This window comes from Actinacidiphila sp. bgisy145 (assembly GCF_057708125.1).
Genome location: NZ_JBYIRL010000005.1, coordinates 13,219 through 31,231, shown reverse-complemented (window position 1 = coordinate 31,231; position 18,013 = coordinate 13,219). Strand labels below are relative to the sequence as shown.

18 protein-coding genes are annotated in these 18,013 nt (G+C 74.0%); 7 read left to right on the top strand and 11 right to left on the bottom strand.

The window, feature by feature from the left end:
• The first annotated feature begins 291 nt into the window (after window positions 1–291).
• On the top strand, window positions 292–2,295 hold the full coding sequence (locus tag AC3ERT_RS06385) for an anthranilate synthase family protein (protein WP_435173115.1): 2,004 nt from the start codon (window positions 292–294) through the stop codon (window positions 2,293–2,295).
• Between the two features lie 72 nt (window positions 2,296–2,367).
• Here AC3ERT_RS06385 and AC3ERT_RS06380 read toward each other — a convergent pair whose 3' ends face one another.
• From AC3ERT_RS06380 to AC3ERT_RS06365, 4 genes are all read right to left on the bottom strand, one after another.
• Window positions 2,368–2,997, bottom strand: coding sequence for a uridine kinase family protein (locus AC3ERT_RS06380; RefSeq protein WP_435133229.1), 630 nt, complete (start codon window positions 2,995–2,997; stop codon window positions 2,368–2,370).
• A gap of 197 nt (window positions 2,998–3,194) precedes the next feature.
• Window positions 3,195–3,932, bottom strand: a complete 738-nt coding sequence (locus AC3ERT_RS06375; protein WP_435133231.1) for a response regulator — start codon at window positions 3,930–3,932, stop codon at window positions 3,195–3,197.
• Entirely contained in the window at window positions 3,929–5,170 is a 1,242-nt protein-coding gene (gene macS, locus AC3ERT_RS06370) for a MacS family sensor histidine kinase (RefSeq protein ID WP_335974169.1), read from the bottom strand. The genes AC3ERT_RS06375 and macS overlap by 4 nt, the downstream gene beginning before the upstream one ends.
• Before the next feature lie 68 nt (window positions 5,171–5,238).
• A complete protein-coding gene (locus tag AC3ERT_RS06365) occupies window positions 5,239–6,027 on the bottom strand; it encodes a lysophospholipid acyltransferase family protein (RefSeq protein ID WP_435173113.1) in 789 nt (262 codons plus the stop codon).
• Between the two features lie 138 nt (window positions 6,028–6,165).
• Between AC3ERT_RS06365 and AC3ERT_RS06360 the strand changes: the two genes are divergently transcribed.
• Both AC3ERT_RS06360 and AC3ERT_RS06355 read left to right on the top strand, forming a co-directional pair.
• A complete protein-coding gene (locus tag AC3ERT_RS06360; RefSeq protein WP_335973961.1) occupies window positions 6,166–6,945 on the top strand; it encodes an alpha/beta hydrolase in 780 nt (259 codons plus the stop codon).
• Entirely contained in the window at window positions 6,938–7,453 is a 516-nt protein-coding gene (locus AC3ERT_RS06355; RefSeq protein ID WP_435173112.1) for a hypothetical protein, read from the top strand. Before AC3ERT_RS06360 ends, AC3ERT_RS06355 begins: the two co-directional genes overlap by 8 nt.
• 35 nt (window positions 7,454–7,488) lie before the next feature.
• On the opposite strand, the gene AC3ERT_RS06350 is transcribed toward AC3ERT_RS06355, so the two are convergent.
• The 4 genes from AC3ERT_RS06350 to AC3ERT_RS06335 all read right to left on the bottom strand — a co-directional run bounded on the left by AC3ERT_RS06350 (window position 7,489) and on the right by AC3ERT_RS06335 (window position 11,594).
• Entirely contained in the window at window positions 7,489–8,232 is a 744-nt protein-coding gene (locus tag AC3ERT_RS06350; RefSeq protein ID WP_335973970.1) for an endonuclease/exonuclease/phosphatase family protein, read from the bottom strand.
• Window positions 8,233–8,309: 77 nt separating this feature from the next.
• Window positions 8,310–9,251, bottom strand: a complete 942-nt coding sequence (locus AC3ERT_RS06345; RefSeq protein ID WP_335973975.1) for an ROK family glucokinase — start codon at window positions 9,249–9,251, stop codon at window positions 8,310–8,312.
• 54 nt (window positions 9,252–9,305) lie between these two features.
• Window positions 9,306–9,692 (bottom strand): DUF5304 family protein, encoded by a 387-nt coding sequence (locus tag AC3ERT_RS06340; protein ID WP_335973978.1) that lies wholly within the window; start codon window positions 9,690–9,692, stop codon window positions 9,306–9,308.
• A 105-nt stretch (window positions 9,693–9,797) separates the two neighbouring features.
• Window positions 9,798–11,594: an AMP-dependent synthetase/ligase gene (locus tag AC3ERT_RS06335; protein ID WP_435173110.1), complete on the bottom strand. Its 1,797-nt coding sequence runs from the start codon at window positions 11,592–11,594 to the stop codon at window positions 9,798–9,800.
• Window positions 11,595–11,744: 150 nt separating this feature from the next.
• Between AC3ERT_RS06335 and AC3ERT_RS06330 the strand changes: the two genes are divergently transcribed.
• From AC3ERT_RS06330 to AC3ERT_RS06320, 3 genes are all read left to right on the top strand, one after another.
• Window positions 11,745–12,506 carry a metallophosphoesterase family protein gene (locus AC3ERT_RS06330; protein WP_435173109.1) on the top strand — a complete coding sequence of 254 codons (762 nt, stop codon included), beginning with the start codon at window positions 11,745–11,747 and terminating at the stop codon, window positions 12,504–12,506.
• A gap of 112 nt (window positions 12,507–12,618) precedes the next feature.
• Window positions 12,619–13,095: an SRPBCC family protein gene (locus AC3ERT_RS06325; RefSeq protein ID WP_335973987.1), complete on the top strand. Its 477-nt coding sequence runs from the start codon at window positions 12,619–12,621 to the stop codon at window positions 13,093–13,095.
• On the top strand, window positions 13,092–14,315 hold the full coding sequence (locus AC3ERT_RS06320; protein WP_435173108.1) for an ArsA family ATPase: 1,224 nt from the start codon (window positions 13,092–13,094) through the stop codon (window positions 14,313–14,315). The genes AC3ERT_RS06325 and AC3ERT_RS06320 overlap by 4 nt, the downstream gene beginning before the upstream one ends.
• Before the next feature lie 62 nt (window positions 14,316–14,377).
• Here the strand turns inward: AC3ERT_RS06320 and AC3ERT_RS06315 are convergent, their stop codons facing one another.
• The gene (locus AC3ERT_RS06315) at window positions 14,378–14,965 is read right to left on the bottom strand and encodes a TetR/AcrR family transcriptional regulator (RefSeq protein WP_435133246.1); all 588 of its coding nucleotides are present in this window, start codon (window positions 14,963–14,965) and stop codon (window positions 14,378–14,380) included.
• Window positions 14,966–15,067: 102 nt separating this feature from the next.
• Here AC3ERT_RS06315 and AC3ERT_RS06310 point away from each other — a divergent pair, with 102 nt between their 5' ends.
• The gene (locus AC3ERT_RS06310; RefSeq protein ID WP_435173106.1) at window positions 15,068–16,009 is read left to right on the top strand and encodes an NmrA family NAD(P)-binding protein; all 942 of its coding nucleotides are present in this window, start codon (window positions 15,068–15,070) and stop codon (window positions 16,007–16,009) included.
• A gap of 76 nt (window positions 16,010–16,085) precedes the next feature.
• Here the strand turns inward: AC3ERT_RS06310 and AC3ERT_RS06305 are convergent, their stop codons facing one another.
• Entirely contained in the window at window positions 16,086–16,682 is a 597-nt protein-coding gene (locus tag AC3ERT_RS06305) for a hypothetical protein (RefSeq protein ID WP_435173105.1), read from the bottom strand.
• A 194-nt stretch (window positions 16,683–16,876) separates the two neighbouring features.
• Window positions 16,877–17,848, bottom strand: a complete 972-nt coding sequence (locus tag AC3ERT_RS06300; protein ID WP_435173104.1) for an N-acyl homoserine lactonase family protein — start codon at window positions 17,846–17,848, stop codon at window positions 16,877–16,879.
• Window positions 17,849–18,013 lie beyond the last annotated feature (165 nt).

Genomic DNA, 18,013 nt, shown 5'->3' with positions numbered 1-18,013 from the left:
TCGGGCCCGGACCGCTGCGCTCAGTGGATGAGACGTTCCGCCCCGTGTGCGGATCGTCGCCGCCCGGTTGCGGTAGGCTCGGGACCATGACCGCGATGATCACCCGCACCACCCAGCACTCCTGCTGGCGGACCGCTTCCACGGCGGCCCGTTAGACATCGCGCGCAGAACACGTCGCGAAGGCCGCCCGAGGGCGGCCTTCGGTGTTTCCGGGTCCGGCCGCCCTTCCCGTCCGTCGCCCGCCGAGAACGTCCAGGAACATCCAGGAACGTCCAGGAAGGAACGCCCGCCGTGCCCCACTCCGCCCCGCCCCCCAGCGCCGCCCGGCTCGTCCAGCGCCTGCTCGACCCCGCCTGCCCGCCCTTCGCCCTGCTGCACCGCCGCACCCCCGGCCGCCCGCAGGACGTGGTCGAGGTGCTGCTCGGCCCCGTCGAGCAGGTCGACACGCTCGCCGGCATCCCGCTGCCCTCCGGCTCCCCCGGCGCCCCGGTCACCGACGCGCTGGCTCTGGTGCCCTTCCGGCAGATCCGCGAGCGGGGCTTCGACGTCCATGACGACGGCACCCCGCTGGCCGTCCTGCGCCCGCAGGAGGTGTACGAACTCCCGCTCGCCGAGGTGCGGGACGCGCTGCGGGAGCTGCCGGGCGGGTCCGAAGTGCGGGTCGAGGGCGGCGCGTTCGACGTGGACGACGAGGCGTACGCGCGGATCGTGCGGCAGGTGCTCGAGGAGGAGATCGGCCGCGGCGAGGGCGCCAACTTCGTGATCCGGCGCACCTTCCGCGGTGTCGTGCCGGACTTCGGGCCGGCGGCGGCGCTGGAGCTGTTCGGCCGGCTGCTGCGCGGCGAGCGGGGCGCGTACTGGACGTACACCGTGCACACCCCCGAGCGGACGCTGGTGGGCGCCAGCCCGGAGGTCCATGTGCGGATGTCCGGCCGGACCGTGGTGATGAACCCGATCAGCGGCACCTACCGCTACCCGGCGCAGGGGCCGTCGGCGGACGGGCTGCTGGAGTTCCTGCACGACCCGAAGGAGGTGGAGGAGCTGACCATGGTCGTGGACGAGGAGCTGAAGATGATGTGCACGGTCGGCGACCGGGGCGGCGTCGTGGTCGGGCCGCGGCTGAAGGAGATGGCGCACCTCGCGCACACCGAGTACGAACTGCGCGGCCGCTCCAGCATGGACGTGCGGGAGGTGCTGCGGGAGACGATGTTCGCCGCGACCGTCACCGGCTCGCCGGTGCAGAACGCCTGCCGGGTGATCGAGCGGTACGAGCCCCGCGGCCGCGACGGCGCCGGGCGCGGCTACTACGCGGGCGCGCTGGCGCTGCTCGGGCGGGACGCGGGCGGCGCCCAGACGCTGGACTCGCCGATCCTGATCCGCACCGCCGACATCTCGCCCGCCGGTGAGCTGAAGGTGCCGGTCGGCGCGACCCTGGTGCGGCACTCCGACCCGTACGCGGAGGTGGCCGAGACGCACGCGAAGGCCGCCGGGGTGCTCACCGCGCTGGGGGTGCTCCCGCCGCGGCCGCCGGCCGCCCCCGCGCCGGGCTCCGACCCGGGTACGGCCGCGCCGCGGCTGGCCGACGACATCCGGGTGCGGGCCGCGCTGGACGCCCGCCGCTCCCGGCTCGCCCCGTTCTGGCTGCGGATGCGGACGCCGGCCCCGGCGCGGGACGGCGCGGCCGGTCCGGTGCTGGTGGTGGACGCCGAGGACACCTTCACCGCGATGCTCGCGCATGTGCTGCGCGCCGCCGGCCGCACGGTGGCCGTACGGCGCTACGACGAGCCCGGGCTGCAGGAGGCGGCGCTGTCGCACGCCGGGCCGGTGGTGCTGGGCCCGGGCCCGGGCGACCCGGCGGAGACCGCCGACCCGAAGATGGGCTTCCTGCGGGCGCTCACCGCGGACCTGGTGCGCGACCACGCGCACGGGCTGCTCGGGGTGTGCCTGGGCCATGAGCTGGTCGCGGCCGAACTCGGCCTGGACCTGGTCCGCAAGGACCGCCCGGCGCAGGGCGCGCAGGAGGTGGTCGACTTCTTCGGCACCCGGACCACGGTGGGCTTCTACAACACCTTCACGGCCCGCTGCGACGCCGACGCCGCCGAGGAACTGGCCATGCACGGCATCGAGGTGAGCCGGGACCCGGCGAGCGGCGACATCCACGCGCTGCGCGGGCCGGGCTTCGCCGGGGTCCAGTTCCACCCGGAGTCGGTGCTCTCGCTGGACGGCGCCGCGCTGGTGGCCGGGCTGCTCGACCACGTGGGCGCGACCTCGCGGGCGGTCCGCCCGCCGGTGTAGCGGCACCGGGCCGCGGGGCCGTCCGGCCGCATCCGGCCGGGCGGGCCCGCGCGGCCAGACGGCCCCGCGCGGTCAGACGGCCAGCGGCTCGGGGTGCCCGGCCTGCTGCGGGGCGCGGCCGAGGAGGTCGCCGACGAGGTGGGCGACGGCGTCGAGCAGGCCCTCCTCGGACGTGGTGCCGTCGAGCACCAGGTCGGCCCGGTCCCGGGCGGGGGCGACGTACTCCGCGTGCCGTTCCCGCCCGCTGAGCAGGTAGTTGCGCAGCGACAGGCCCGGGTCCTGGCCGAACACCTCGATCTTGCGCAGGATCTTGCGGGCCAGCCGGATGTCGTCGGGGGTGTCCACGTACACCCGCCAGGTGGCCCGCTCGGCGACCGCCCGCAGGGTGAGCGCGAACAGGCCCTCCACGACCACGAGCCGGTACCGGCCGCAGCCGGCCGCCGCGTCGACCGCCTCGGCGACGGCGTCCTCGTCGATGGAGCCGGGATGGTTCCAGTCCAGCGTCTCCGCGCCGGTCGCGCTCAGCGTCCGCACCCCGCGCTGCGGGTCGTGCGCGGGCACGTAGAAGTCGTCGAGGTGGACGAGACCGACGGTCTCGGGATGATGCCGCGCCAGCGCCTCGGCAAGGGTGGACTTGCCGGAAGCGGTGCCGCCTGCGACCGCGAGTACGGGCACCGCGTGCCCTCCCACAACACCCGTCATACCGGGCGCTCCTCAAGATGCTCAGAAAGGTGGGGACAGAAGACCAGAAAGGGGGTGTTCGAAGCGGCCGGACATGCCGGGTGGAGGGATCGTAGGGCCGGTGGGCGGCCTACGGCAAGCGCTCTTGGCGCGCCGCGGCACGCGTCGGCGCCGGGCCGGTTCCGGCCGGTCCGCCGGGCGTCCGCACGGCCCCCGGCTCAGCGGTTCCCGCCGGTGTCCCCGCTGCCGTCGCCGTCGCCGTCCTCGTCGTCGAGACCGCGGGCGATCGCGTAGCGCACCAGCTCGACCCGGTTGTGCAGTTGGAGCTTGCCGAGGGTGTTCTGCACGTGGTTCTGCACGGTGCGGTGCGAGATGACCAGCCGCTGGGCGATCTGCTTGTAGCTCAGGCCCTTGGCGACCAGCCGCAGCACCTCCGTCTCCCGCTCGGTCAGCCGCGGCGCGGCCGGCTCGTCGGGCTGCGCCGGGGGCGGCTCGGTGGCGAGCCGGCGGTACTCCCCCAGCACCAGCCCGGCCAGCCCCGGGGTGAAGACCGGGTCGCCGGCCGAGGTGCGGCGCACCGCGTCCACCAGTTCGTCCCGCCCGGCGGACTTCAGCAGGTATCCGGTCGCACCGGACTTGACCGCCTCCAGCACGTCGGTGTGCTCGCCGCTGGCCGACAGCACCAGCACCCGCAGCGCTCCGTCGTGCGCGATGGCCTCCTTGCACACCTGCACCCCGGACGCGCCGGGCAGGTTGAGGTCGAGCACCAGCACCTGCGGGCGGGCCGCGCGGGCCCGGCGGATCGCCTCGGGCCCGTCGCCCGCGGTGGCGACCACCTCGAAGCCCGCCTCGGCGAGGTCGCGGGCGACCGCGTCCCGCCACATCGGGTGGTCGTCGACGACCATCACCGTCACGGGCCGGTCCGGTCCGGTGTGCTCGGCGGTGCCGAGGGTCATGGTGTGCTTCCTCCCCCTCCGGTCCGGCCGGTGTCTGCGGCGCCGGCCGGTTCGTTGCGTACGCCCGAGGCTACCGGGCCGCCGGGCGCGGCTGCCGTCCGCCGCGGTGCCTTCGGCAGGCGCAGCTCCACCTCCGTGCCCTGGCCGGGTACGGAGACGAGTTCGGCGCCGCCGCCCAGGTCGCGCAGCCGGCCGCGGATGGACTGGGCCACGCCCAGCCGGCCCTCGCGCGCCGCCGCGGCGAGCCGCCCCTCCGGGATGCCGGGGCCGTCGTCCCGCACGGTCACCAGCACCGCGTCCGGCTCGTCCTCCAGCAGTATCCAGGCGTGCGCCTGCTCGCCCGCGTGGCGGCGCACGTTGTCCAGGGCCGCGCCGACCGCCGCCGCCAACTCGGCCGCGGCGCCCGGGTCCAGCGGCACCGGGGTGCCCGGCGCGGAGACGGTGACCCGGCCGGAGGCGTACCGGGACAGCAGCGGGCGCAGGTCGGCGGGGCCGTCCGGCGCGGGCGTACCGCCGGCTGGCGGGGCCGGCTCGGGGGCCGGGGCGCCCGAGATCAGCGAGCGCAGCGCCACCTCCTGCTCGCCGGCCAGCCGGCCGAGTTCCGCGGCCTCGCCGCCCGCCTGGTCGCCGCGGCGCTGCACCATCGCCAGCACCTGGAGGACGTTGTCGTGGATGTCGCGGGCCAGCCGCTCGCGTTCGCGGGTGGCCGCCTCGATCTGGAGCGCGCGGGCGAGGGTGCGCTCGCTCGCCCGGGCGACCTCCACGACGTAGCCGATGGCGATCGCCGCGATCCACACCAGGACCAGGTTGTGCAAGGTCTCGGGGCTGGCCGTGCCGCGCTCGACGAGGTCGGCGACCGCGACCACGGAAGCGGCCGGCGCGGCCCACCGCCAGCCGCCCTTCACCGCCCAGGCCAGCACCGAGCCGGCCGTCCAGATCGACGGCAGCGTGAAGGAGCCGGACGCTATCCGCTCGGGGACGTCGACCACGGAGGTGAGCAGCACCCCGCTGACGGCGACGACCAGATCGGCGACCAGGAACGGCGGGGTGCACCGCTCCGCGTTCCGCAGCCGGCCCAGCGTCGCGAACGTCCACACCACCAGGGCGCCCATGTACACGCCGCCCGGCAGCGGGTGGCGCAGCGACGGGTACGCGTGGACGTACAGCGCCACGGCGTATCCGCAGGTCAGTACGCGGTAGGCGGCCAGCGCACGCCACAGCGGCAGTTCCACCGACATCTTCACGGCCACGGATTCCCTTCCCCCGGTCCGCCAAGTCTGCACGGTCTCGCGGGGTGCCCGGGCGGCTACGCGGTGGGCGGGTCGGTGTGCTCCCTGTCGGTGGGTGCCGTGTCGGTGTGCTCCGCGTCGGTGGGTGCCGCGTCGCTCTTCGCGGCGGCCGCCTTCGCCGCCTCGGCGATCTGCCGCTTGGCGGCGGTCGCGTAGATGTCGACGTACTCCTGGCCGGACAGCTTCATGATCTCGTACATCACCTCGTCGGTGACCGAGCGGAGGATGAACCGGTCCTGCTCCATGCCCTGGTAGCGGGAGAAGTCGAGCGGGCGGCCGATCCTGATGCCGGGCCGGATGGACAGCTTCGGCACGACCTGCCCCACCGGCTGGACCTTCTCGGTGTCGATCATGGCCACCGGGATGACGGGTGCGCCGCTGGCGAGGGCGACCCGGGCCAGGCCGCCGGGCTTGCCGCGGTACAGGCGGCCGTCGGGCGAGCGGGTGCCCTCGGGGTAGATCCCGAACAGCTCGCCGCGCGCCAGTACCGCCAGGCCGCTGTTGATCGCCGCCTCGCCGGCGCCGCGCGCGCCCGAGCGGTCCACCGGGAGCTGCCCGACGCCCTTGAAGAACGCGGCCGTCAGCTTGCCCTTCACGCCGGGGGTGGTGAAGTACTCCGCCTTCGCGATGAACGTGACCTGCCGGTCGAGCATCGAGGGCAGGAAGAAGGAGTCCGAGAAGGACAGGTGGTTGCTGGCGAGGATCGCCGGACCCTCCGCCGGGATGTTCTCCAGCCCTTCCACCCAGGGTCGGAAGACCGCCTTGATCGGCTTGCCGAGAACGATCTTCATCGCACCGTAGAACAACAGGGCCTCCTGTAGCCGTCGCGACGACCTTAACCCGCGCACGGCCCGGTAGGGCTTACCGGTGGGGATCGGGTCCGCGTACGCTGAACGTCCGACTCCCGTGTACCCGGGTACGCGTCGTTGAACAGGAGATGCACGATGCCGCTCATGCCCGGAGCCGAACCGTACCGCCACGAAGGCGGCGAGACCGGCGTCCTGATCTGTCACGGCTTCACCGGCACCCCGCAGTCCATGCGGCCGTGGGCCGAGTACCTGGCCGCGCGCGGGCTGACCGTGTCGCTGCCGCTGCTGCCCGGGCACGGCACCCGCTGGCAGGACATGCAGGTCACCGGCTGGCCGGACTGGTACGCCGAGGTGGACCGCGAGCTGCGCTCGCTGCTCGCCTCGTGCTCCCGGGTCTTCGTGTGCGGCCTGTCCATGGGCAGCACCCTGAGCCTGCGGCTGGCCGAGAAGCACGGCACCGCGATCAGCGGCCTGGTGCTGGTCAACCCGTCGGTGAAGGCCGACGGGCTCCAGATCAGGATCGGCTCGGCGCTGCGGCACCTCGTGCCGTCCGCGCCGGGCATCGTCAGCGACATCGCCCGCGAGGGCGCCACCGAACTGGGCTACCCCCGGGTGCCGTTGCGCGCGCTGCGCTCCCTGAACGAGTTCTGGCCGGTGGTGCGTTCGGCGCTGCCCCAGGTCACCCAGCCGGTGCTGCTGCTGCACAGCCGGCAGGACCACGTGGTGCACCCGTCCAACACCGAGCTGGTGCTGGCGAAGATCTCCTCCACCGACGTCACCGAGCGGGTCCTGGAGCGCAGTTACCACGTCGCCACCCTCGACCACGACGCCGAGCAGATCTTCGAGGAGTCGTACGCGTTCATCCGCCGGCTGTCCGCTCCGGCCGCGGCCGAGGAGGTCACCGCAGGTGGCTGACGCCGATCGCGAGGACGAGGGCGCGGCGCCGCTCGACGAGGAGGCCGTGTGGGCGGCCCTGGTGGCCGGTTACGACGAGGAGCCCGCACCCGGCGCCCGGTCCTGGCCCGAGGCCGAGAACGTGCCGCCGGAGCAGCCGAAGCCGGCCCCGCCCGCGGACCCCGGGCCCGCCGTCCCCCCGCCGCCGACCCGCAGCGTCGTGATCCATCCGGTGATCTCCGGCCCGCGGGACTACGTGGCGGACGACGACGATGACGAGGACGCGCACTACGTCCCGCCGGAGCCGCCGCCGCTGCCCGAGGCCGACGTGACCACCAAGTTCGCGTGGATCGCGGTGGTGGGCGGCCCGCTGCTGCTGTTCGCCTTCGTGCTGCTCCAGCTCGACCTGGCCTGGTGGGTGGTCCTGGTCGGGGTCGGCGGGTTCGTCGGCGGGTTCGCGACGCTCGTGGCGCGGATGCGCACCGGCGACGAGGACGACGACCGCCCGGACGGCGGCGCGGTCGTCTGACCGCCCGGCCGTACGGGCGCCGCGGCCGTACGGCCCTACGCCGGGACGCGCAGGGCCGCGAGCACCGGGAGGTGGTCGGTGGCCGAGGCGAGGTCGGTGCGCTTGACGCCCGGCACGTTCAACGGGACGCCCGCGCCCAGGACTTCGATGCCGGTCGAGGCGAAGATCCCGTCGATCCGGCGGCGCGCGCCGCTCGACGGGGAGGTGGCCTCGCCGCCCCACGGCTCGGCGGCCCAGGCGTCCTGGAGCTTCCCGGCGACCCGGTCGAAGGCGCGCCCGCCCGGGCCGTCGTTGAGGTCGCCGCCGGCCACCTGGTGCTCCTCGCCGAGGGCGTCGAGGTGGCGCAGCAGCAGGGCGGCCTGCTCCAGCCGCTCCTCGGCGCGCAGGCTGAGGTGCGCGCTGAGCACGGACAGCCGGGCCCCGCCGAACCCCAGGACCGCGGTGGCGAAGCCGCGCTGGTGCAGCCCCGGGGTGCGCGGCAGCAGGATGTCCTCGGTGCGGATCACCCGCGCCCGCAGGGACGCGAGGATCATCGGCCCGGCCGCCGGGGCGCCGCCGGTCACGTAGAACAGGCCGGTCGACTCGGCGAGGCGGGCCGCGGCCTTGCGCCACCGGAAGAACCGCGGGGCCTCCTGGACGAGGAGGAGGTCGGGGGCGCAGGCGCGGATCACCCGGGCCAGCGCCTCCGTGTCGTCCCGCAGCGAGCGGACGTTGTAGCTCAGGACGCGGATGACCGCCGAGCCCCCAGGCTCCGTCGCGGAACTCGGCAGATCTTCCACTCGCGCTGCGCCTTCGTCGTGGTGTGCGGGTCGTGCGGGATCGTACCGGTGGCGGGGGCTGCCTCCGGCGGGGCGGATCAGCCCTGGCGGGCCAGGTCCGCGGCGCCCACCAGGCCGGCCTTGCCGCCGAGTTGGGCGGCGAGCACCTGGGCGTGCGGCCGCCACTCGCCGCCGATCAGCCAGCGCCGGAACGACTTGCGGATCGGGTCGAGGACGAGTTCGCCCTCGTCCGAGACGCCGCCGCCGACGATGAACGCCGAGGGGTCGAAGAGCGAGGCGAGGTCGGCCAGGCCCGCGCCGGCCCAGCGGGCCAGCTCCCGGAAGGAGTCGATCGCGACCGGGTCGCCCTGCCGGGCGGCGGCGCTGATGTGCCGGCCCTCGATGCCCTCCGGGGTGCCGTCGCCGAGTGCCAGCAGCACCTGGGCGTTCTCCGGGGTGGCGTTGGCGCGCTGCTTGGCGTAGCGGACCAGGGCGCGGCCGGAGGCGTACTGCTCCCAGCAGCCCTGGCTGCCGCAGCCGCAGAGCAGGCCGTCGGGCACCACCCGGACGTGGCCGAACTCCGCGGCGACGCCGAAGCGGCCGCGGCGCAGCTTGTTGCCGATGATGATGCCGCCGCCGAGACCGGTGCCGAGCGTGATGCAGATCACATCGGAGTGGCCCTGTCCGGCGCCGAAGCGGTACTCGCCCCACGCCGCCGCGTTGGCGTCGTTCTCCACCACGACGGGCAGGCCGACGCGCTGCTCGACCTTGTCCTTGAGCGCTTCGTGCCGCCAGTTGATGTTGGGCGCGAACAGTACGGTGGCGCGCTTGTCGTCGACGTAGCCGGCGGCGCCGATGCCGACGGCCTCGATCTGGTGACCGGTGCTGACCTGGCGTACCGCCGCCACGATCGCGTCGATGACGCCTTCGGGAGACGACGGAGTCGGCACCTTGACGGTCTCGAGAATCGCGCCTTCCTCGTCGACCACTCCGGCCGCGATCTTGGTGCCGCCGATGTCGACGCCGATGGTGAGTCCCATGTGTCCCTCAGTTTTCGGTCGATCCCCGCTAAGAGAACCGTACCGGAGAGGGGGTCAGTCGAGGTCGATGTGTTCAGCCGTTGAACGCGAGGAGGGCCCACCTGAGGTCCAGCGGGCCTCCGCGCCGGCCACCGCGGACCGGTAGGCCGCCAGGAGTTCGGCTCCGGCGGTGCTCAGGTGATCGAACACGTCCGGGTTGCGTTCCTTGATGGGTTCGACAACAGAACGCACTTGGGACAGGACGCCCTGGGCCGCGATCTGCACCGCGGGGCTGCGCAGGGTCGCCAGTTTCTCCGTGACGACCTCGCCCACGGCCTCCGCCAGCCGCCGCAACTCGTCGGCGGCGGACCCCGGCACCTCGCCCGCCTGCGCCTTGCGGCGCGCCTTCTCCGCCGCGATGTCTTCCGCGCTTGCCGTCGCCCACGCATCCGCTTCGCTCATGCTTCGACGGTACCCGAAGGAGGTCGGGTTGCCCCGGGTGCGGGACCCTCCGGGGTGCCCCGGTCCGCCGGTTCCGGGACCACCCGCCGGGGGGAGGGCGCCGCGCTACGCGGCGTAGAGGGACTCGATGTCCGCGGCGAAGTCGGCGGCGACCACGTTGCGCTTGAGTTTGAGGGAGGGGGTGAGGTGGCCGGACTGCTCGGTGAACTGGACCGGCAGGACGCGGAACTTGCGGACGGACTCGGCGCGGGAGACCGCGGTGTTGCCGCTGTCGACGGCGTGCTGGAGGGCGGCGAGCAGGTCGGGGTCGTCGAGCAGTTCCGCGGGGGTGCGGCCGGTCTTGCCGTGCTGCTCGGCCCAGCGCGGGAGGAATTCCTCGTCGAGGGTGATGAGCGCGGCGACGAAGGGCCGCTGGTCGCCGACGACCATGCACTCGGCGACGAGCGCGTCCGCGCGGATGCGGTCCTCGATGACCGCGGGCGCGACGTTCTTGCCGCCGGCGGTCACGATGATCTCCTTCTTGCGCCCGGTGATCGTGAGGTACCCGTCGTTGTCGAGGGCGCCGAGGTCCCCGGTGTGGAACCAGCCGTCGGAGACCGCCTCCGCGGTGGCCGCGTCGTTGTTCCAGTAGCCGGTGAAGAGGTGCTCGCCGTAGAGCAGCACCTCGCCGTCGTCGGCGATCCGCACCGTGGAGCCGGGCAGCGGCTGCCCGACCGTACCGATCTTCGTACGGTCCCACGGGTTGAACGCGGTGGCCGCGCACGACTCGGTGAGCCCGTAGCCCTCCAGGACGGTGAAGCCGAGGCCGCGGTAGAAGTGGCCGAGCCGCTCGCCCAGCGGGGCGCCGCCGGAGATCGCGTGAGTCGCGCGGCCGCCGAGCACCGCGCGCAGCTTGCCGTAGACGAGCCGGTCGAAGACGCGGTGGGTCAGCCGCAGCTTGAACGAGGGCCCGCCGGGGGTGTCCAGCGCCTTGCTGTAGGCGACCGCGACATCGGCCGCGCGGTCGAAGATCCGGCCCTTGCCGCTCGCCTGCGCGGTGGCCCGGGCGGTGTTGTAGACCTTCTCGAAGACCCGCGGCACCCCGAGGACGAGGGTCGGCCGGAACCCCTGGAGGTCGTCGGTGAGGTGCTTGACGTCGGAGACGTGCCCGAGCCGGATCGGCGCCATCACGCTGCACACCTCCACCAGCCGGCCCAGCACGTGCGCCAGCGGCAGGAAGAGCAGCACCGAGGAGTGCCCGGTGCGGAAGAGCGGGCCCAGCCGTTCCACCACGTTGCCGCACTCCGCGAAGAAGCTGCGGTGGCTGAGCACGCAGCCCTTGGGGCGGCCGGTGGTGCCGGAGGTGTAGACGATGGTGGCCGGGGCGTCGGCGCCCGCGGCCGTGGAGCGCTCGTCGACCACCGCCTCGGCGACGTCGCTGCCGGCCTCGACCAGCGTGCGCACCCCGCCGCCGTCGATCCGCCACACGTGCTTGAGCTGCGGCAGCCCCTCCCGTACGGACTCCACCGCCGCCTCGTGCGCCGCGGTCTCCACCACCACCGCGACCGCGCCGGAGTCGGCGAGAATCCACTCCACCTGCGACGCGGACGACGTCTCGTACACCGGTACGGTCACCGCGCCCGCGGTCCAGATCGCGAAGTCCAGCAGCGTCCACTCGTAGCGGGTCCTGGACATCACCGCGACGCGGTCGCCGGGCTCCACCCCCGAGGCGATCAGGCCCTTGGCCGCCTCGCGCACCTCGGTGAGGAAGCGGGCCGCGGTGATGTCCTGCCAGCGCCCCTCGGCGTCCTTGCGGCCGATCACGGGCGTGTCCGGATGCTGCGTCGCGTTGCGCCGGACCAGGTCGGTCAGGTTGCCGTCCGCGGGGAATTCGTACAGGGCCGGAAGGCTGAACTCACGCAAGGCTGCTGCTCCTCATCGGTGCCGCGTCGCACCCGGAGGGAAGGTCTGGACTGCCGACACGTTACCCATCGGTAAAGCGTCGGGGTAGGGGGACGCGGGGGACGCCGGCCGGATGTTCCCAGCGTCACACACCGAGCATAGGGTTGCGGCATGCGGGTTCACGTGGTCAGTGACGTACACGGCGCGAGCGAGGCGCTGGCGCGGGCCGGGGACGGCGCCGACGCGCTGGTCTGCCTCGGCGACCTGGTGCTCTTCCTCGACTACGCCGACCACTCCCGCGGCATCTTCCCCGACCTGTTCGCTACGGCCAACGCCGACCGCATGGTGGAGCTGCGCACCGCCCGCCGCTTCGCCGAGGCCCGCGACCTCGACCGCGAGCTGTGGGCGGACCTGGACCGGCCCGCGCTGATCGAGCAGGCCGTCCGCAAGCAGTACGCCGAGCTGTTCGCCGCCTTCCCCACCCCCACCTACGCCACCTACGGCAACGTGGACGTGCCCGGCCTGTGGGCGCAGTACGCCCGGCCCGGCACCACCGTGCTGGACGGCGCCACCACCGAGATCGGCGGCCGCGTCTTCGGCTTCGTCGGCGGCGGCCTGCCCACCCCGATGCGCACCCCCTACGAGGTCGACGAGGACGCGTACGCCGCGAAGGTCGCCGCGCTCGGCCCGGTGGACGTGCTGTGCTCGCACATCCCGCCGGCCGTCCCCGAGCTGTGCTACGACACCGCCGCCCGGCGGTTCGAGCGCGGCAGCCAGGCGCTGCTCGACGCGGTGCGGACGCTCCAGCCGAAGTACGCGCTGTTCGGCCACGTGCACCAGCCGCTGGTGCGCCGCACCCGGATCGGCCGCACCGAGTGCGTCAACGTCGGCCACTTCAACCACACCCGCGCCCCGTGGGTGCTCCAGTGGTGAGCTGGGGCCCGGGAGGGCGCGATAGCCTTCCACCCGTCGGGCAGTACGCACGCGAGCGGCACGCTCAGCAGCACTCTCACCAGATGCACCAGTAGTCCGGAGGGCCACGGCGATGGCGGAACACACGAGGTCGAGCATCACCATCGAGGCGGCGCCGGCCGCGGTCATGGGAGTCATCGCCGACTTCGACCGCTATCCGGAGTGGACCGGCGAGGTCAAGCAGGCGGAGGTGCTCGCCACCGACGACGCCGGGCGCGCCGCCCAGGTGCGGCTGGTGCTCGACGCGGGCGCGATCAAGGACGACCACACCCTGGCGTACGAGTGGATCGGCGCGGACGAGGTGCGCTGGTCGCTGGTGAAGTCCCAGATGCTGCGCACCCTCGACGGCTCCTACGCGCTGGCGCCGCTGGACGGCGGCAGCCGGACCGAGGTCACCTACCAGCTGACGGTCGACGTGAAGATCCCGATGCTCGGGATGATCAAGCGGAAGGCCGAGAAGGTCATCATCGACCGCGCGCTGGCCGGGCTGAAGCAGCGGGTGGAGTCCGGCGACGCGGCCGCCGAGCCCGGCAAGCCGGTCGGCGCGTGACCGAGGTCCGCACGCTGCTGGTCACCGGCGCCGCCGGGGCCGGCCGCACCACCGTGGCCACCGCCGTCGCGAGCGCGGCGGCCGCCGCGGGCCGCCGCACCCTGCTGCTCACCGCCGACCGGCTGGCCGCGGTGGCGGCGGTGCCGGGGCTGACCGTCGGCCGTGTCGACCCGGCCGCCGCCTTCCGGGAGGGCGCGCTCGACACGCAGAGCCGGGTGGGCGCGCTGCTGACGCTGCTGGGGGCGGCGCCGCTGGACCCGGAGGAGCTGACCGAACTGCCGGGCGCCGACCCGCTCGCGCTGCTGCGGGCGCTGCGGTACGCCCGGGTGCTGCCCGGTGAGGACGACGCGGGCGCGGGTGGGCCGGACACGGGCGAGCCGGACTTGGATGGCGTCGAACCGGCACCCTGGGACCTGGTCGTCGTGGACCTGCCCGCGGTGCGCGACGCGCTGCGGATGCTCGCGCTGCCGGAGCAACTGCGCCGCTACCTGTGGCGGTTGCTGCCCGCCGACCGCCAGGCCGCCCGGGCGCTGCGCCCGGTGCTCGCCCAGCTCGCGGGTGTCCCGATGCCCGCGGAGTGGGCGTACGACGCCGCCGCCCGCGCCGACCGCCAACTCGCGGCCGTGCAGAGGGTGATCGAGGACCCGGCCACCGCGGTCGCCGTCGTCGTCGAACCCGGCGCCCGCGCGCAGGAGGTGCTGCGCACCGCGCGTACCGGGCTGGCGCTGTTCGGGCACCGGCTCGCCGCGGTCGTCGCCAACCGGCTGCTGCCGACCGGCTCGGCCGACGCGTTCCTGGCGGGGCTGTCCGGGCAGCAGCAGGCCGAACTCAAGGCGCTGGGCGAGGCGTGTGCCGCCGACGGGGTGCCGCTGGTCGAACTGCCGCACCTCGGGCGGGTGCCGGGCTCCCCCGCCGACCTCGCGGAGCTCTCCGCGGTGCCCCTGTCCGGCGGGCCCGCACGGCCCGCCGAGCCCTGGGAGGTGCGGGACCTCCTCGGCAGCGAGGGGCACTTCCTGTGGGTGCTGCCCCTGCCGGGGGCGCAGCGCGACGGGCTCGACCTCGTCCGGCGCGGGGACGAACTCGTCGTGGACGCCGGCGGGTTCCGCCGGATTCTCCCGCTCCCCTCCGCGCTGCGCCGCTGCACCGTCCAGGGCGCCGCCCTCCGCGACGGCGCCCTCCACGTCCGCTTCACCCCCGACCCCGCGGTCTGGCCCCACTGACCCTTTCCGGGGCGCCCTTGCCGGGCTGCGGAGGATCGCCCTCGGCGCGCGCCGGGCCGTCCTCAGGAGGTGCCGGCCGCCGACCCGGGGCTCAGCCCCTCGATCGCGAGGCGCAGCAGGCGCGCGGCCTGCGCGGCCGGGTCGCGGTGGTGTTCGGTGGCCAGCGCGATGCCGACCGCGAGGGTGACCACGTCGTGCGGGGTGACATCCGGCCGGACCACCGCGTCGCGGGCCGCAGGCCCTAGCAGCAGCGCGGCCGCCGCTTCGAGGTCGCCGCCGCAGGAGTGCCCGTCGGGCGCGTCGGCGGGCACATCCGTGGGCGGCTCGTAGGTGAGCGCGTCGGCGAGTCCGCGGGCGGAGACGGCGTAGTCCACCAGCGCGCGGACCCACTCCAGGAGCGCGGCACGGCTGTCGCCGGCTCCGGCCAGCCGGCCGGCGCGCTCGCACAGGTGGCCGACGCGTTCCCGGAACACGGCCGCCAGCAGCGCCTGGCGGGTCGGGAAGTGGCGGCGCACGGTGGCGGAGCCGACGCCCGCGGTGCGTGCGATCTGCTCCAGCGAGGCGTCCGCCCCCCGAGCGGCGACCTCGGCCTCGGCGACGGCGAGGATGCGCTGGTAGTTGCGCCGCGCGTCCGCGCGCTGACCGGTCATGACGTCCTCACTTGATAAACGGCGGGGCCCGCCATATCTTAGCCGACACGGAAACGGCGGGCCCCGCCGTTTTGCTGTCCGGCCCTGTGAGGAGCAAGAACCATGACCGCAGACGACCTGCCCGTACTGGTCACCGGTGCCACCGGCCACCAAGGCGGCCACACCGCCCGCGCCCTGCTGGCCGCCGGCACGCCGGTCCGCGCGCTCGTCCGCGACCCGGGCACCGACGCCGCCCGGGCCGTCCGCGCGCTGGGGGCGGAGCTGGTGACGGCCGACCTGTCCGTCCGGTCCTCGCTGGACGCCGCCGTCGACGGGGTCCGGGCGGTCTTCTCCGTGCAGATGCCGCCGATGACCGAGACCAGCGTCGACTTCGCCGCGGAGCTGGCGCAGGCCGGCCACCTCATCGACGCGGCACGCGCCGCGGGCGTAGGGCAGTTCGTGCAGTCCTCGACCAGCGGGGTCGGCGAGCACACCCGCGCGCCCGGCTGGGCGGAGGGCCGCTGGGCCGCGATGGCGGGCTACTTCGAGACCAAGCAGGAGATCCTGGAGCGGGTGCGGGGCGCCGGCTTCGCGCGGTGGACGGTGGTCAAGCCGGCGTTCTTCATGGAGAACCTGCCCAAGCTGGCGCCCCGCGGCCTGGCCGGCGGCCTGTTGACGGTGCTGCGGCCCGAGACCGAGGTGCCGCTCGTGGCGGGCGCGGACATCGCGGCGGCCGTCGCCCACGCCATCGCCGACCCCGACCGGTTCCACCAGGTCGAGTTGGAACTCGCCGGCGACCGGCTCACCATGACGCAGATCGCGCGCACGCTGTCCGCCGTGTCGGGGGTGCCGGTCACCGCGCCGACGATGACCGTGGCGGAGGCCCTCGCGGCGGGCATGCCGTCCTGGGGCGCCGGACACATCTGGACCGACGAGGTGGGCCAGCCGGCCCGCCCGGAGTTCGCGCGGGCGCTGGGCATCCCCCTGACCACCTTCGCCGAGTGGGCCCGCACCCATGTCCTCCAGTTCACCCGGGTCGAGGACGCTGCGGGCCACGCCGGCTAGGCAGCACGCGCCACCACGCCACCCGGCGGCCGGGCCGGGAGGCCGGGCCGCCGGGTGGCGTGGTGGTACGGGGTTTTCACCGCTGGGAACCGTCGCCGGCGGGCAGTTCCGTGATGTAGCGCCAGGTTCCCTTGTCGACGCCGGTAGCGGCGGGGTATCCGGTGAGCTGGTCCACGATGAGCCAGTCGCGGGCTCGCTGGGCGCCGGCGATGTCGGCGAGCACCAGCACGTCGTTCCCGTCGTGGATGTTGCGGAAGACCCTCGAGTTGGTCACGCCGCCGGAGACGCGGCTGGTCTCCATGTACTGGAAGAGTCCGTGCCAGGTGCCGTAGTCGGAGAGCTGGAAGCGGACCAGGACGTTCATCGGGCCCTCGGTGGCGAGGGCGATGTCGGCGTCGACGCCGAGGTAGAAGGCGGGGGCGCCGACCTGTCCCTGCTCCGGGACGGTCGTCTTCCAACCGCCGTGGGCCCACTGCCGGGCCTCCTCCGCGCCGGCGGCGTCGACCAGGACCAGCAGGCTGTCGTCGTCGATGTTGCGGAACAGGGTGGTACCGGAGATTCCCGCCGGGGCACCGTCCTGCGGGGCGGCGTCGAAGCGGGCCCGCCAGGCGGTGTAGTCGGGGACGGTGATGTGGGCGACGAGGTTCTCACGGGCCTGCGGGACGTTCAGCATCGCCTGCACCGCCCGCTCGGCCTGCTAGGCGTTCGGCTTGGGCGCGTCGGTCGCGGGGGCGTCGGTGTTCGTGTCGGTGGTCATGTCGGTTTGCTCTTCTCTGTTTTCGTAACTGCTGTGCGTGGTCCGGGAGGGCACGTGGTGTGTGCCCTGTGGTGGGTGGGGTGGGCGTCTCGCGACGTGGGGGCGGGTGGTCAGGAGACGGTGCCGACGGGGCCGCCGTCGGGGTCGGGGATGAAGCGGGGGCGGCGGGCGGGGTTGAGCCGGACCGCTTCGTCGAAGGTGTCGCGCTCCCAGTCCTTGGCCCAGCGTGCGTCGCGGTCGGACAGTTCGCCGGTGGCCAGGCCGGCGGTCAGGCGCAGGCCGTACGGGGTGTCGTCGTGCGCGGGGAGGATGAGGAGGTCCGGGATGGCGCGGCGCAGCCACTGGATGCGGCGGATCGAGTCGACGTAGTGGTCTTCGCTGCCGAGTTGGATGGCGCGCAGGTCCTCGACGGCGAGGTGGCGGATCGTGTACATGGCGTCGCCGGTGAGCAGGTAGCGGTGGTCGACGAGGACGCTGGTGCTGCCGGGGCTGTGTCCGGGGGTGGGCAGGGCGATGACGCTGCCGTCGTCGAACAGGTCGGCCGAGGTGTCGAAGCCGCCGAGGGCGGGGCCGGTGAACTGGATGGGCCGCCAGTCGGTGATCGCCTTGATGGAAGGGGGAAAGGCCAGGGGTATCAGGCCGAGTGCCTTCTCCTCGCGTGCGGCGTACTCGTTCGCGCCCAGGTATACGGGTGCGTGGGCGAGGAGGTTGAGGCCGCCGACGTGGTCTTCGTGGAAGTGGGTGATGATCACGGCGCTGATGTCCCGCGGTGTGTGGCCGAGGCGGGCGAGTTGCGCGGTGAGGGTCTGGTCGGCGGGGAGGTCGTACTCGTCGTCGTCCATGACGTGTTCCATGATCGAGCCGCGGTAGTACTCGATGTGTTCGGTCTGCTCGGGGCTGATGCCGGTGTCGACGAGTATCGGGCCGATGCCGGGGTGTTCCAGCAGGTAGGCGTGGATCGGTACCCAGATGAAGTGGTCCTTGTCGGTGACGAATTCGTCGAGGTCGGCGCCGGCCAGGCCGCCGTGGAACTGCCCGAACGGGACTTTGGTGCGGCCGATGCGCAGGGGGTGGATCTTCATGGCATGCCTTCCGCTCTTCGTTGGAACGAGTCCGTTCCGTCGCAACGAAAGTAACACCGCCGACGGATGGAACGCAACCGTTCCGTCGCGATACCGTGGGGGCATGACCACCAGACGCACACCCCCGCCTCGCACCACCTCGCCCCCGACTCCCGAGCGCGGTCC